We start from the raw sequence: 14,207 nt of genomic DNA on the forward strand, positions 1-14,207 counted from the left end.
ATAATCTCTCGACAGAAAACGGCTTACGAATTCAGGGTGAACAGCACGCTGTGGTCGACACTCAGTCCCAGGTGCGCGCCTGCTGCATGGATCAGGTTGTCAGGGCTGTCGACCAGCAAGGGCTGAGCGCCGCCGACGTCCACCAGCAGCCGACTCTGCGCGCCCTGGAAGAACTGACCGACCAGCAGCCCCTGCAACTGCCCGCGCTCGGGTGTCAGGCGTAGATGCTCGGGACGGCAATACACCGTGCCCGGCAGATCAACACGCGACCACGGCAACTCGCCGCCACTGACCTTGAGGCCAGACGCCGTGCGCCCGAGCACGCTGAACGCGTTGAGGTTGCCCACGAAGCCGGCCACGAACGCATTGGCAGGCTGTTGATAGATTTCCCTGGGCGTTGCCAGTTGCGACACACAGCCTTTGTCCATGACCAGAATCCGGTCACCCAACGCCATGGCTTCACCCTGATCGTGGGTCACGAACACCGAGGTGATGCCCAGCCCGCGCAGCAACTGATCCAGCTCGCTGCGCAGGCGCTCGCGCAGTTGGGCATCCAGAGCGGCCAGCGGCTCGTCGAGCAGCAACACCCGAGGACGCGGCGCCAACGCACGCGCCAGGGCAACGCGCTGGCGCTGGCCGCCAGACAATTCGTGAACACGGCGCTTGCCGTGATCGGTCAGCCCGACCAGCTCAAGCAATTCATCGCAGCGCTTGTTCCGCTCGGCGTGCGACAGGCCTCGAATCTTCAGGCCATAGACGATGTTCCCCGCCACATCGAGATTGGGAAACAGCGCGTAGTTCTGAAACACCATGCCGACGTCACGCCGCTCGATGGGCAGGCGCGTGACGTCCTGATCGTCGAACAGCACCTGCCCGACATCGGGGCGCTCAAGACCGGCGATCAGGCGCAGCGTGGTGGTTTTGCCGCAGCCGGACGGACCGAGAATCGCCAGCGTTTCGCCGGGCTCAATGGTCAGGTGCAGGTCCTGTAACGCAACGGTGCCGTCGGCAAATGCCTTGCGGCAGCCCTTGAGGCGAATGGTCGTGCCGCTCATCGGCTGTCTCCTCGAGCAAGTCGGGCGCTGATGGCCTGCAACGCAATCAGCAGCGGCACAATCAGCAACAGAAAAAGAAGGGTGTAGGCGCTGGCGACTTCCAGCCGCGCCGAGGCATAGCTGTCGGCAAGGCCGACCGGCAAGGTCTTGGTCATGGGCGTGTGCAACATCCAGGTCAGGTTGAATTCGCCCAGCGACAACGTCACCACCATCAGCACACCCGCCAGGATCCCGGCGCGGCAGTTGGGCACCACCACGCTGAAAAATCGCTTGATCGGCCCGGCACCCAGGCTTGCCGCAGCCTCTTCCAGCACCGGCAACTGCTGGCGCTGCATCACGGCCATCACCGGACGCACAAGAAACGGCAACGTGAACAGCACGTGGCCGACCAGAATGAACAGCCAACTGCCTCGAAAGCTGCCGAACTGGCCGTAGGTCAATAGCAGCGCAAGGGCACTGGCCAGGCCCGGCATGGCGACGGGCAACACCATCAGTTCTTCAAAAGCGCGACTGAAGCGATTGTTCATGCGCACCAGCGCATACGCGGCCGGCACGCCAATCAGGCATACGCACAATGCACAGGCCACGGCCAGTTGAAGCGACAGCCAGACCGTCGGCGAATAGGCCTGCCAGACCTGCACCAGCCAGTCAAAGGTCAGCCCGCTCGACAGGCCCTGAAAGTAATTGCGCGTCAGACCTGCCAGCAGCGACAGCACTACCGGGACCAGCATGAACGCGCAGACCAACAGGGTGAACAGCAATTGTGCAGCAAACAGCGGAGAACGTTTCACAGGGCGATCCCCGAGTGTTTGACCAGACGGCGCGCCAGCAACAGCACCGCCCAGGTCACCAGGCCGAGAATCACCGACAACGCAGCGGCGACCGTAAAGTTGGCGTAGTTGGTGAACACGTTGTAAATCGCCACCGGCGTGACATTCAGGCGCGTGCCCAGGGTGAAAGCTGTACCGAATGCGCCCATTGACGTCGCAAAGCAGATCGCCCCACAGGACACCAGTGCAGGCATCAGGCCCGGCACGATCACGTCGCACACCACACGCCAGTGTCCGGCACCGAGTGAATGCGCAGCTTCCTCAAGACTTCGGTCCAGACTTTCACACGCTGCCATCACCGTAAGGATCACGCGCGGAATCGAGAAATACAGGTAGCCAATGAACAGCCCGGTCAGCGAATAGGCGAAGATCCACCGCTCGCCGGCCAGTTCCAGACCGAGCGCGGCGAAGATGCCTTGCCGACCGGCCAGCAGGATCACCAGAAAACCCACCACCACGCCGGGAAACGCCAGGGGGAAAGTCAGCAACGCAACCAGCGCCGAGCGGCCGAAGAACTGATTGCGGGCAAGAAACACACCGCTGATCCCGCCGACCAGCAAGGCCGCCAGCGTCACTACGGTAGCCAACACACAGGTCTGCGCCAGACTGCCCATGTATTGAGCGCTGCTCAGCACCTGCCAGTAACCGCTGCCATCGACTTCGTTGCCCTGCGCGCCGAGCACGATCAAGTGCGTCAGCGGCAGCAGCCAGAATGCGAGCAAAACCGCCATCGCCGGGGCAAGCGCCACGGCAGCGGACGGGCGCAGACGCAGCCTGGACAATCCGCTCGAACGCAAAGCAATGACACTCCCCAGCGAAGCGGACATTACTTCACCTCTCGCAGGTAACGAGCCGCGAACGCTTCCTGCACGGCCGCCATGTGCTGGTAATCCACCACACCGGCGCGGGCGTAGTCGCTGTCCGGCAGGAATTGCGCTGCCACATCAGCAGGCATGGTGGAACGTACCGGACGCAGATACGCCTTGGCCCACAGCGCCTGACCTGCGTCGGACAGCACGAAGTCCAGTACCTTCTCGGCATTGGCACGATGCGGTGCCTTGGCGACCAGGCTCATCACGTACGGCACGCCGATGGTGCCTTCCTTGGGGATCACGAACGCGACGTTAGCCTTGTCCTTGTAGCGAGCGCGATAGGCATTGAAGTCGTAGTCGACCAGGATCGGCAGCTCACCGGACAGCACGCGGGCATAAGCCGTCTGTTTGGGCACGATGGGCGAGTTTTTCGCCAGTTTCTGGAAGTAGTCGATGGCGGGCGCGAAGTTGTCCAGAGTGCCGCCCATGGCCTGGTTGATCGCTACGGCCGAGACGTACCCGACGAATGCACTGGAAGGATCCAGGTAGCCGACCATGCCTTTGTACTCAGGCTTGAGCAGGTCCGCCCAGCTCTGCGGCACAGGCAAACCGCCCAACGCATCGACGTTGACCATGATGCCCAACGTCCCGGAATGGATGGCGAACCAGTGCCCGGCCGGGTCTTTCAAACCTGCGGGGATTTCATCCCAGTGCTTGGGTTTGTAGGTGTCGACCACGCCAGCCTTCTGTGCCTGCAGGCCGAAGGTCACGCCGTAATACACCACGTCGGCCACCGGCGCGGCCTGCTCGGCGACGATTTGCGCCAGCGCCTGCCCGGAGTTCTTGTTGTCCAGCGGCACCTGCACGCCCGTGCTGTCGGCAATCGCCTTGAGCTGCGAACCCCAATCCGCCCACTCGGGCGGGCAGTTGTAGCAAATCGCGGTTTCGGCGGCCTGGGCAAGGCTGGCCGCACCACACAACAACAGTGCCGCGAGGGTTTTACTGAAGCTGAGCATGAAGCATCTCCTGATAGGACTGGATACTTTCGCCGAGCCGGATATGGCACGGCAGGCAATGGGAAACCGGCGCAGCGCCGGCAATCTGGGCCAACAACTGGTCAATGAGGGTGTGCGCCAGTTCGGCAATGGGCTGAACGACGGTGCTTAAGGTGGGGTGCATCTGGGTGCCCAGGGCGATGCCATCGAAGCCCATCACCGACACGCGCTGAGGCACCTCCAGCCCGTTGCGTCGCAACTCGGCAATCAGGCTGATGGCCAGCAGGTCGTTGGAGCAGACCAGCGCCGTCGGCGCATCGGGGCCGCGCAGCAGGGGTTCGAGCGCGGCAAAATCAGCCTGGGTGTGAGCAGGCATTTCGATGACCGGCAGTTGCTCAAGGCCATGCTCGATCATCGCGTCGCCATAGCCCGCATAGCGCAGGCGAGCGCGATCCGACTGCATGGCCGGACCTGCGACCATGGCGATACGCTTGTGCCCCAGCTCAATCAAATGGCGGGTGGCCAGCGCCATGCCTGCACGGTTATCCACCGAGACAGCGCTGTAGTCCGGGTTGTCGGTCTGGTGGTAAGCCAGCACGAAAGGCGTGTCTTCGTTGATCAGGCCTTGCAGCACCTGATTGTGCTCGGCGTCGGTCACTGTCAGCACCAGCCCGTCGACCCGTTGGCGCAGCAGCTCTTCCACCACGTCACTTTCACGCTCGCTGGCGTAGTCGGTGGTGGCCAGCAACAGGTTGTAGCCGCGCTGACGAGCAGCACTCTCCATGGCCTGAAACTGTTCGGCAAAAACGGGGTTGTGAAGATTGGGGACGATCACGCCGATGAGGTTGGTGGTCTGCAGGCGCAACTGACGACCCAGCCGGTTCGGCCGGAAGCCCAGCTCGCGAGCGGCAACGAATACCTTTTCGCGGGTATCGGAACGCACCACATCAGGCGTGGCAAAAGCACGGGCAGCCGTGGCCCGGGAAACCCCCGCCAGGCGTGCCACCGTTTTCAGATCCGTCATTGTCGCCCCCGTTTGAGATCGATCTCATTGGCGGCGACTGTAAAGCCCCAAGATGGCTGAATAGCGAACGGACGATGACCGTTTGGTGACAAACCCGCCTTTGCACAGATTAAACATCCAGGCTTTTAGCGAACCGGGACCGGTCTGCGTTAACATCAGCGGTCCGACGCGGCAACCTGCTGCGCGCAGGAGTAGTCATGGCTCATCCGTTCGCAACACTTACTCCCGACCTGGTCCTCGATGCTGTCGAAAGCATCGGTTTTCTCAGCGATGCGCGCATTCTGGCGCTCAACAGTTATGAAAACCGGGTGTATCAGGTCGGTATCGAAGACGGCCAGCCGCTGATCGCCAAGTTCTACCGCCCGCAACGCTGGACCAACGAGGCGATCCTCGAAGAACACAGCTTCACCCACGAGCTGACCACGGTCGAAGTGCCGGTGGTCGCCCCCATGGTGCACAACGGTGAAACCCTGTTCGAACATGCAGGCTTTCGCTTCACGCTGTTTCCGCGTCGTGGCGGACGTGCGCCCGAGCCGGGCAATCTCGACCAGTTGTACCGTCTGGGGCAGTTGCTCGGCCGCATTCACGCCGTGGGCGCAACCAAGCCATTCGCGCACCGCGAGGCGCTGGGCGTGAAGAACTTCGGTCGTGATTCGGTCAATTACCTGCTGGAGAACGACTGCATCCCACGCAGCCTGCTGCCCGCCTACGAGTCCGTGGCGCGTGACCTGCTCAAGCGTGTCGAGGACGTTTACGCCACAACGCCCCACACCAACATCCGCATGCACGGCGACTGTCACCCCGGCAACATGATGTGCCGCGACGACGTGTTCCACATCGTCGACCTGGACGATTGCCGCATGGGGCCTGCGGTGCAGGACATCTGGATGATGCTGGCTGGTGATCGTCAGGAACGCCTTGGCCAATTGTCCGAGTTGATGGACGGCTACAACGAATTCCACGACTTCGATCCGCGCGAACTGGCCCTGATCGAACCGCTGCGCGCCCTGCGCCTGATGCATTACAGCGCATGGCTGGCCAGGCGCTGGGATGACCCCGCGTTCCCGCACAGCTTCCCCTGGTTCGGCACCGAGCGTTACTGGGGCGACCAGATCCTGGCCCTTCGCGAGCAAATGTCAGCGTTGAATGAGGAGCCGTTGAAGCTGTTTTGAACGTTCCCCTACACGTATACGCACATCTGGGCGAATCGACGCGGGCGTTGGTGGGAGCGAGCTTGCTCGCGAAGAGGCCGGAACAGCTCCGGAAGAAGAGTCGCCTGAAGGCTGGCCTTCGCGAGCAAGCTCGCTCCCACAAGTCCTTGTATCTATCGAGCAAAACTGTTCAAGAGCCTCGGCGCGAAGCCTGGGTACAGTCAGCAACTCACTACTAAAAACCGGAACAACCTGCTTTTAAGGGACGACCCATGCAAGCTGCCAATCCGCGCCGCGGATACATCCTCGGCCTGAGTGCTTACACCATCTGGGGCCTGTTCCCCCTCTACTTCAAAGCCATCGCCGCCGTACCCGCCATTGAGATCATCATCCACCGGGTGCTGTGGTCCGCGCTGTTCGGCTCGATTGTGTTGATGTTCTGGAAGCATCCCGGCTGGTGGCGCGAGCTGCGGGACAACCCGAAGCGCCTCGCGGTGCTGGCCCTGAGTGGTTCACTGATCGCCGCCAACTGGATTGTGTACGTGTGGGCGGTGAACAACGGACGCATGGTCGAAGCCAGTCTGGGCTATTACATCAACCCGCTGGTCAACGTGCTGCTCGGCATGGTGCTGCTGGGCGAGCGGCTCAGGCGTCTGCAATGGCTGGCGGTCGGGTTCGCCGCAGCGGGCGTCGCGCAACAGGTCTGGCAGGTCGGCAACCTGCCCTGGGTCTCGCTGGTGCTCCCGCTGACCTTCGGGTTCTACGGGCTGATCCGCAAAAAAGCCCCGGTGGCCGCATTGCCCGGCCTGGTCGTGGAAACCTGGATGCTCGTGCCGCTGGCGTTGATCTGGCTGGCACTCAACCCGACCGCGCTCAGCGCACAAGCCGAATTCTGGACCACCTCGCAAGCCATCTGGCTGGCTGCTGCAGGTCCGGTGACGCTCATACCGCTGGTGTGTTTCAACGCCGCGGCCCGTCACCTGCCCTACACCACACTGGGCTTTCTTCAATATCTGGCGCCGACGCTGGTGCTGCTGTTGGCCGTGCTGCTCTACGATGAGCACATGAGCGCCAGCACCATCATCACGTTCGCCTGCATCTGGGCGGGTCTGGCGATTTACAGCATCGACGCCTGGCTGAGTTTACGCCGGCGAGCCTGATCAAAAAACATACAAACCTTCGCAAGCCACGTTCTGCGTGGCCTGCAAAGGGTTCTCCAACGGTTATCCACAGGCAGGCTCACGCTATTTGTGCACAAGCCGTTGAAACTGTTGGTTTTTTGATCAAATTCCGCAAAGCCTTGCCACGTCTGGCATACAAGGCGATTCCCCCAGCTTATCCACAGGCAGGCGCAGGATAAGCGTGGATAAGCTTGAGCATGACTCAAGCGTCCGTGCGCAGCACCAAATCCACCATCAAATCATCCGCCAGCGTTTCCAGCCGCGCCTGCAAGTCGTCCAGCGCCAGACTCACCGGCACGCCCAACACGGCCTCGGCGTGGAACAGCAGTTCGCTGCTCATGGGCGCGGGCGAGACGTCGGTGATCAGCCGTTCGACGTTGACGCCCTGCTCGGCCAGCACGCGGGTGATGTCGCGCACGATACCGGCGCGGTCGTTACCGACCAGTTCCATGCTGATAGGACGGGTCTGGCCTGCGGTCTCGACCACGCTTTCGGCCAGCAGCATGCGGATGCCATGGGCCGAGAGTGCATTCAACGCGGCGATAAGGTCATCGTATTGTTCAGGCTCTACACCCACTTTCAGGATGCCTGCGAACTGCCCGGCCATGCGCGACATGCGGCTCTCCAGCCAGTTACCGCCCTGCTCGGCGATGCACTGAGCAATGCGCTCAACCAGCCCGGGCTTGTCAGGGGCAATCAGCGTTACGACGAGATGATCCACGGTCAATTCCTCTTCTTGTTCACAATGTGGGGGGTTGGATGAGTATAGGCACGGTTGCGCAGCGAACCTGATACGGCAAATCGTGTACCGTTCAGCATGACTTATGGAACAATCCGGCCTGTTTTTTGAGTACAGACCGGAAATCGTGACTGGATCGGAAAATCCAGTCGTTTTAATGACATATTCGCCAGCGTTTTCACAACGCTGTTGCTCATGTAGTATTCCGCGTCGCGCACTACATAACATCAAAACCAATGACAGAGCGCTCCTTGAGTGAGCTCGACCCTGCTGAGCAGAGTGAGGCAAGTGCAATGACTGAGTACGTTCAAGTCGGTGACCTGCGGGTTGCCAAAGCCCTGTTCGACTTCGTGCAGAACGAAGCCATCCCCGGAACCGGCGTCGATGCCGGCGCATTCTGGGCCGGTGCGGACAAGCTGATTCACGATCTCGCCCCCAAAAACAGGGCTCTGCTCGAAAAACGTGACGACTTGCAGGCAAAAATCGATGTCTGGCACCAGTCCCATGCCGGCAAGGCCCACGATGCCTCGGCTTATAAAGCATTCCTTCAGGAAATCGGGTATCTGCTGCCAGAAGTGGCAGACTTCCAGATCACGACGCAAAACGTCGATGAAGAAATCGCCACCATGGCAGGCCCGCAGCTGGTCGTGCCAGTGATGAACGCACGCTTCGCACTTAACGCTTCCAACGCCCGCTGGGGCTCGCTGTACGACGCGCTTTATGGCACCGATGCCATCAGCGAAGCGGACGGTGCCGAGAAGGGCAAAGGCTACAACAAGGTACGTGGTGACAAGGTCATTGCCTTTGCCCGCGCGTTCCTGGACGAAGCCGCTCCCTTGTCGGCCGGTTCGCACGTTGACTCGACGGCTTACAAACTGGTCGACGGCAAGCTGGTGGTCAGCCTCAAGGGCGGCAGCAACACCGGGCTTAGAAACGACACGCAGTTGATCGGTTTTCAGGGCGACGCGTCAGCACCGATCGCCGTTCTGTTCGAACACAACGGCCTGCATTTCGAACTTCAGATCGACGCGTCCAGCCCGGTGGGTCAAACCGACCCTGCGGGCGTCAAAGACATTCTCATGGAAGCTGCGCTGACCACCATCATGGACTGCGAAGACTCCATTGCAGCCGTCGATGCCGACGACAAGGTCATCGTGTACCGCAACTGGCTGGGCCTGATGAAAGGCGACCTGGCTGAATCGGTGTCCAAGGGCGGTGAAACCTTCACCCGCACCATGAACCCTGATCGGGTGTACACCACGCCCAAGGGCGGTGAAGTCACGCTGCACGGACGTTCGCTGCTGTTCATTCGTAACGTCGGTCACCTGATGACCATTGATGCGATGCTCGACAAGCACGGCAACGAAGTGCCGGAAGGCATTCTCGACGGACTGCTGACCAGCCTGGCGGCGATCCACAACCTCAACGGCAACACATCACGCAGCAACAGCCGCCGCGGCTCGATGTACATCGTCAAACCGAAGATGCACGGCCCCGAAGAAGCTGCGTTCACCAATGAACTGTTCGGCCGTGTCGAGCAGGTATTGGGGCTGCCGCACAACACGCTGAAAGTCGGGATCATGGACGAGGAGCGCCGCACCACGGTCAACCTCAAGGCCTGCATCCAGGCGGCCAGCGAGCGCGTGGTGTTCATCAACACCGGCTTCCTGGACCGCACAGGTGATGAAATCCACACCTCGATGGAAGCCGGTCCGGTGGTGCGCAAAGCGCAGATGAAAGCCGAGAAGTGGATCGGTGCCTACGAGAACGCCAACGTCGATGTCGGCCTCAAGTGCGGCTTGCAGGGCAAGGCGCAGATCGGCAAGGGCATGTGGGCCATGCCGGACTTGATGGCCGCGATGCTCGAGCAGAAAATCGCTCACCCGCTGGCCGGTGCCAATACGGCCTGGGTGCCGTCGCCGACGGCGGCTGCGTTGCATGCGTTGCATTATCACAAGGTCGATGTGCACGCCCGCCAGGCCGAACTGGCTCAGCGCGAGCAAGCCTCGGTGGACGACATCCTGACCATTCCGCTTGCCCCCAATACTGACTGGACGCCTGACGAGATTCAGAACGAACTGGACAACAACGCCCAGGGCATTCTGGGTTACGTCGTGCGCTGGATCGATCAGGGCGTCGGTTGCTCGAAGGTGCCGGACATCAACGACATCGGCCTGATGGAGGACCGCGCGACGCTGCGCATTTCCAGCCAGCACATGGCCAACTGGCTGCGCCACGGCGTGGTCACGCAAGCGCAGGTGCTGGAAAGCCTCAAGCGTATGGCACCCGTGGTGGATCGTCAGAATGCGGGTGATGCGCTGTATCGTCCGTTGGCACCTGACTTCGACAGCAACATCGCCTTTCAGGCAGCCGTTGAGTTGGTCATCGAGGGCTCCCGCCAGCCGAACGGCTACACCGAGCCGGTGCTGCATCGTCGTCGTCGCGAGTTCAAGGCCAGAAACGCTCAGTAACACCGCACCAAGAGCGCTCCAGGGTTCAGGCCCTGGTAGCGCAGGTGCTCATCAAGCGACAGGTCATTTACTGGGAAAATGTCGTTTGCCGGCGACCCGGTTTCCAAAGCGCCCTAGCTGCGACTGAATAAACGCCATCGCCGGCAAGCCGCCTCCCACAAGGTCTGCATTCCTCCAGCAAGACCTGTTCATAGCGCTGAGCGTGGCAACGTGTATGGGTCGTCCCTTAAAGGCAGGTTGCTCCGGATTTTTAGCAGTGAATTGCTGATTGTGCCCGGGCCTCGCGCTGGCTGAATAAAGATCCCGTGGGAGGCGGCTTGCCGGCGATGCAAATTTTCAGTTGGCCCTTCACTGCCCGGCCTGACGCTATCGCCGGCAAGCCGCCTCCCACAGTTCTGTGTTTGCTACGAAACGGCGCGGTATCAGAGCCATTGAGGCGGCTGTTACATCCCCAGCTCTCGCCTGATCAGCTTGACCAGTTGCTTGGTATTGAGCGGCTTGAGCAGAAAATCCACCACGTTCAGGTGCATGGCGTCGATGGCGTCACGCACGTTGGCGTCGCCGGAAACAATGATAATGGGCAGTTCGGCGCGCTCGGATTCCCTGACCTGACGTATCAGGTCCAGGCCGTCGGCCGGTGCCATGCGCAGATCCGTGATCAGCAGGCCGATGGAATCACGCGTCGCTATCAGCGCCATTGCGCTTTCAACGTCTGGCGCTGTCAGGCAACTGATGTCATTGAGGCTCAGAATTTCGGCCAGCAGTTCGCGCGCGTCGTTGTCGTCGTCGACGATCAGCACGCGTTGCGGCGTATCGCGGTTCGGTTCCAGCATGACCTCAGTGAGGGCAATGCGCTCTTCGTCGCTGAGTATGTCGTGGTCAATCATCGCAATCTCATCATTCCCTGAACCCATTCCGACAGCAGACCGCGCAAGATCTGCGATGTATTTCGTCGGCTTCCCGGCCAATGATCGTTCGCGCTCCAGTGCGTTCGTCAATCACTTATCTGGCATCAAGATGACCATGGCGTTCAACCCAGGCGTAAGACTTACGTCCAATGGGCACTGTGCTACAAGCGGCCGACCATGGGCACCAATAACAAGAACGTGGAACAGCTCATGAGTAAAGCAGACGCTTTCACCCAGGCAGGCAAGACGGCCGTGCTGCAGAACATCCACGGCACCATGCAGTTCCTGCAGCGATTCCCGCCTTTCAACCAGATGGAAAACGCCCACCTGGCGTACCTCGTCGAACAATGCCAGCTCAGGTTTTACGCTGCCGATGAGAGCATCATCAAGCCTGGCGATGGGCCAGTAGAACACTTTTATATCGTCAAACAAGGCCGAGTGGTAGGCGAACGTCCTCATTCAGCCAAAGGCGGTACGGAAACGACATTTGAGATCACCACCGGCGAGTGCTTTCCGCTTGCGGCCCTGCTGGGCGAACGGGCGACACGTACCGAGCATCTGGCGGCTGAAGACACCTTCTGCCTGCAACTGAACAAGCAGGCGTTCATCAAGCTGTTCGCACTGTCCACCACCTTTCGCGACTTCGCCCTGCGCGGGGTCAGCAGCCTGCTGGATCAGGTCAATCAGCAGGTCCAGCAACGCGCCGCCGAGACCCTTGGTACCCAGTATTCCCTGAACACGCGGCTGGGCGAGCTGGCCATGCGTCACCCGGTAATGTGCAGCCCCGAGATGCCCATGCGCGAGGCGGTGAAGCTGATGCACGAGCAGCAAGTGGGCAGCATCGTGATCGTCGACGAGCGTCAATCTCCACTAGGAATTTTCACCCTGCGTGATCTGCGCGAAGCGGTCGCGGATGTGAACACTGATTTCGGTGCCGAGATTCGGCACAGCATGAGCCTGGCACCCTTTCACCTGAGCCCGGATGCCAGCGCGTTCGATGCCGCCATCGCCATGACCGGGCGGCACATCGCCCATGTCTGCCTGGTGAAAGACGGACGGCTGTGCGGCGTGGTCTCCGAGCGTGACCTGTTCTCCCTGCAACGGGTCGATCTGGTGCACCTGGCACGTACTATCCGCAATGCGCCGCGCATTGAGGCACTGACGGGTCTGCGCGGCGATATCGTTCAACTGGTGGATCGCATGCTGGCCCATGGTGCGTCCTCGACCCAGATCACACAGATCATTACCCTGCTCAACGACCACACCGTCTGCCGGGTCATCGAGCTGACGCTTGAAGAACACGGTGATCCCGGTGTGCCGTTCAGTTGGTTGTGTTTCGGCAGCGAAGGCCGACGCGAGCAGACGCTGCACACCGATCAGGACAACGGCATTCTGTTCGAGGCCGCCGACGCGGCAGAAGCCGCCCGGATCCGCACCCTGCTGCTGCCGATTGCCGAGCGCATCAATCAGAGCCTGGCGCAGTGCGGGTTCACGCTCTGCAAAGGCAACATTATGGCCAGCAACCCGGACCTGTGCCTGTCACGCGCCGAATGGTCCAGACGGTTCGCGGCGTTCATTCGCGAGGCCACGCCCGAGAACCTGCTGGCATCGAGCATCTATTTCGACCTTCGGGTGGTGTGGGGCGATGAAAGCGGGGGCGATCAACTGCGCCGGGGCATTCTCGACCAAGTGGCGGACAACCGATTGTTCCAGCGCATGATGGCTGAAAACGCACTGCGCCAACGCCCGCCCGTGGGCCGTTTCAAGGATTTCGTGCTGGCCCGCAAAGGCAGCGAAAAAGACACGCTGGACCTCAAGACCGAAGGCCTGACGCCATTCGTGGATGGCGCACGTCTATTGGCGCTGGCCAACGGCATTGGCGCCAACAACACCCTTGAGCGCTTGCGGCAACTGGTCGAGCGCGAGGTCATCGACCCGCTGGACGGTGCGGCTTATGAAGAGGCCTATCACTTTATCCAGCAGACGCGCATGCAGCAGCATCAATTGCAGAGTCGCCAGAACCTTGCGTATTCCAACCGCATCGACCCGGACACCCTGAACCATCTGGACCGGCGCATCCTGCGTGAATCGTTTCGTCAGGCGCAGCGTTTACAAACCAGCCTGACGCTGCGTTACCAACTGTGAATATCGACGCCTTATGAATCTGTTCGAATGGCTGCGGCCACGCCCCAAAAGGACTCCACTGGAAAGCCATCAACTGCAGCGGCTCAAGGCGCTGCCGACCTGTGCGAGGTTGAGCGACAAGCCGTTGCGCCAGCAGCGCTGGGTGGTGCTGGACCTGGAGACCAGCGGCCTGAACATGAACCGCGATCAGGTCCTGTCCATCGGCGCCGTGGTAATCGAGGACGGTGCCATTGATCTGGGCCAGCAGTTCGAGCGCACGCTGTTGCGCGTCGATCACAAGGTCAGCCCGGCGGTGTTGATTCACGGCCTGGCCCCCAGCGCCATTGCGGCGGGCAGCGAGCCGGTCGACGCGCTGCTGGACTTCATGGAGTTTCTGGGCGACAGCCCGGTGCTGGGGTTTCATGCGCCGTTCGACCAGCACATGCTGTCGCGTGCACTGAAGGACAGCCTGGACTATCGACTGCAACATCCTTTTTTCGATGTCGCAGAAATCGCCCCGATGCTCTGCGAACAGGCCAATCTGCGTCATGCGGGCCTGGACGACTGGACCCGCTTCTTCGGCCTCCATGCCGAGGAACGTCACAACGCCAGTGCCGATGCCCTGGTGACCGCCGAGCTGGCCCTGATCCTCTTCAGCCATGCCCGCCGCCAACAGATCGATAGCCCCGTCCGGCTGGAGGAATGCCTGGGACAATGGCGCAGACGCAAGCAGTCGCATTCTTTTTGATCATGTGATCGGCACCATTGAGACGCAGATTGTCCCGGGCTGCATTCCCACGCTGAAGCGTGGGGACGATCATCAAGGCGTCGGACTGAACGCATACCCCGTGGGAGGCGGCTTGCCGGCGATGGCGTCAGTTCAATCATCGCTATGGCGCTTCAGAAAAAAATCGCCG

At 61.0% G+C, this 14,207-nt stretch carries 12 protein-coding genes; 5 read left to right on the top strand and 7 right to left on the bottom strand.

Features of this window, described 5'->3' with window-relative positions; all coding sequences use genetic code 11:
* Window positions 1-23: 23 nt before the first annotated feature.
* The 5 genes from H8S56_RS11870 to H8S56_RS11890 are packed head-to-tail and all read right to left on the bottom strand — an operon-like array spanning window position 24 to window position 4,716.
* On the bottom strand, window positions 24-1,055 hold the full coding sequence (locus H8S56_RS11870) for an ABC transporter ATP-binding protein (RefSeq protein WP_187518739.1): 1,032 nt from the start codon (window positions 1,053-1,055) through the stop codon (window positions 24-26).
* Window positions 1,052-1,846, bottom strand: a complete 795-nt coding sequence (locus tag H8S56_RS11875) for an ABC transporter permease (protein WP_024688179.1) — start codon at window positions 1,844-1,846, stop codon at window positions 1,052-1,054. The genes H8S56_RS11870 and H8S56_RS11875 overlap by 4 nt, the downstream gene beginning before the upstream one ends.
* Window positions 1,843-2,712, bottom strand: coding sequence for an ABC transporter permease (locus tag H8S56_RS11880; RefSeq protein WP_024688180.1), 870 nt, complete (start codon window positions 2,710-2,712; stop codon window positions 1,843-1,845). The genes H8S56_RS11875 and H8S56_RS11880 overlap by 4 nt, the downstream gene beginning before the upstream one ends.
* Window positions 2,712-3,713 carry an ABC transporter substrate-binding protein gene (locus tag H8S56_RS11885; RefSeq protein ID WP_024688181.1) on the bottom strand — a complete coding sequence of 334 codons (1,002 nt, stop codon included), beginning with the start codon at window positions 3,711-3,713 and terminating at the stop codon, window positions 2,712-2,714. The genes H8S56_RS11880 and H8S56_RS11885 overlap by 1 nt, the downstream gene beginning before the upstream one ends.
* Entirely contained in the window at window positions 3,697-4,716 is a 1,020-nt protein-coding gene (locus H8S56_RS11890) for a substrate-binding domain-containing protein (RefSeq protein WP_187518740.1), read from the bottom strand. The genes H8S56_RS11885 and H8S56_RS11890 overlap by 17 nt, the downstream gene beginning before the upstream one ends.
* A gap of 197 nt (window positions 4,717-4,913) precedes the next feature.
* Here H8S56_RS11890 and H8S56_RS11895 point away from each other — a divergent pair, with 197 nt between their 5' ends.
* Both H8S56_RS11895 and rarD read left to right on the top strand, forming a co-directional pair.
* Window positions 4,914-5,888, top strand: a complete 975-nt coding sequence (locus H8S56_RS11895) for a serine/threonine protein kinase (RefSeq protein WP_187518741.1) — start codon at window positions 4,914-4,916, stop codon at window positions 5,886-5,888.
* A 251-nt stretch (window positions 5,889-6,139) separates the two neighbouring features.
* The gene (gene rarD, locus H8S56_RS11900; RefSeq protein WP_024688184.1) at window positions 6,140-7,027 is read left to right on the top strand and encodes an EamA family transporter RarD; all 888 of its coding nucleotides are present in this window, start codon (window positions 6,140-6,142) and stop codon (window positions 7,025-7,027) included.
* A 223-nt stretch (window positions 7,028-7,250) separates the two neighbouring features.
* On the opposite strand, the gene H8S56_RS11905 is transcribed toward rarD, so the two are convergent.
* The gene (locus tag H8S56_RS11905) at window positions 7,251-7,769 is read right to left on the bottom strand and encodes a glycine cleavage system protein R (RefSeq protein WP_024688185.1); all 519 of its coding nucleotides are present in this window, start codon (window positions 7,767-7,769) and stop codon (window positions 7,251-7,253) included.
* A 311-nt stretch (window positions 7,770-8,080) separates the two neighbouring features.
* On the opposite strand from H8S56_RS11905, the gene H8S56_RS11910 reads away from it, so the two are divergent.
* Window positions 8,081-10,258: a malate synthase G gene (locus tag H8S56_RS11910; protein ID WP_187518742.1), complete on the top strand. Its 2,178-nt coding sequence runs from the start codon at window positions 8,081-8,083 to the stop codon at window positions 10,256-10,258.
* A gap of 443 nt (window positions 10,259-10,701) precedes the next feature.
* Here the strand turns inward: H8S56_RS11910 and H8S56_RS11915 are convergent, their stop codons facing one another.
* Entirely contained in the window at window positions 10,702-11,145 is a 444-nt protein-coding gene (locus H8S56_RS11915) for a response regulator (RefSeq protein WP_024686453.1), read from the bottom strand.
* Between the two features lie 231 nt (window positions 11,146-11,376).
* Between H8S56_RS11915 and H8S56_RS11920 the strand changes: the two genes are divergently transcribed.
* Both H8S56_RS11920 and H8S56_RS11925 read left to right on the top strand, forming a co-directional pair.
* Window positions 11,377-13,311: a putative nucleotidyltransferase substrate binding domain-containing protein gene (locus tag H8S56_RS11920; RefSeq protein WP_024686454.1), complete on the top strand. Its 1,935-nt coding sequence runs from the start codon at window positions 11,377-11,379 to the stop codon at window positions 13,309-13,311.
* Between the two features lie 13 nt (window positions 13,312-13,324).
* The gene (locus tag H8S56_RS11925) at window positions 13,325-14,038 is read left to right on the top strand and encodes a 3'-5' exonuclease (RefSeq protein WP_187518743.1); all 714 of its coding nucleotides are present in this window, start codon (window positions 13,325-13,327) and stop codon (window positions 14,036-14,038) included.
* Window positions 14,039-14,207: the final 169 nt, after the last annotated feature.

The organism is Pseudomonas triticifolii, assembly GCF_014358015.1.
Lineage (GTDB): Bacteria > Pseudomonadota > Gammaproteobacteria > Pseudomonadales > Pseudomonadaceae > Aquipseudomonas > Aquipseudomonas triticifolii.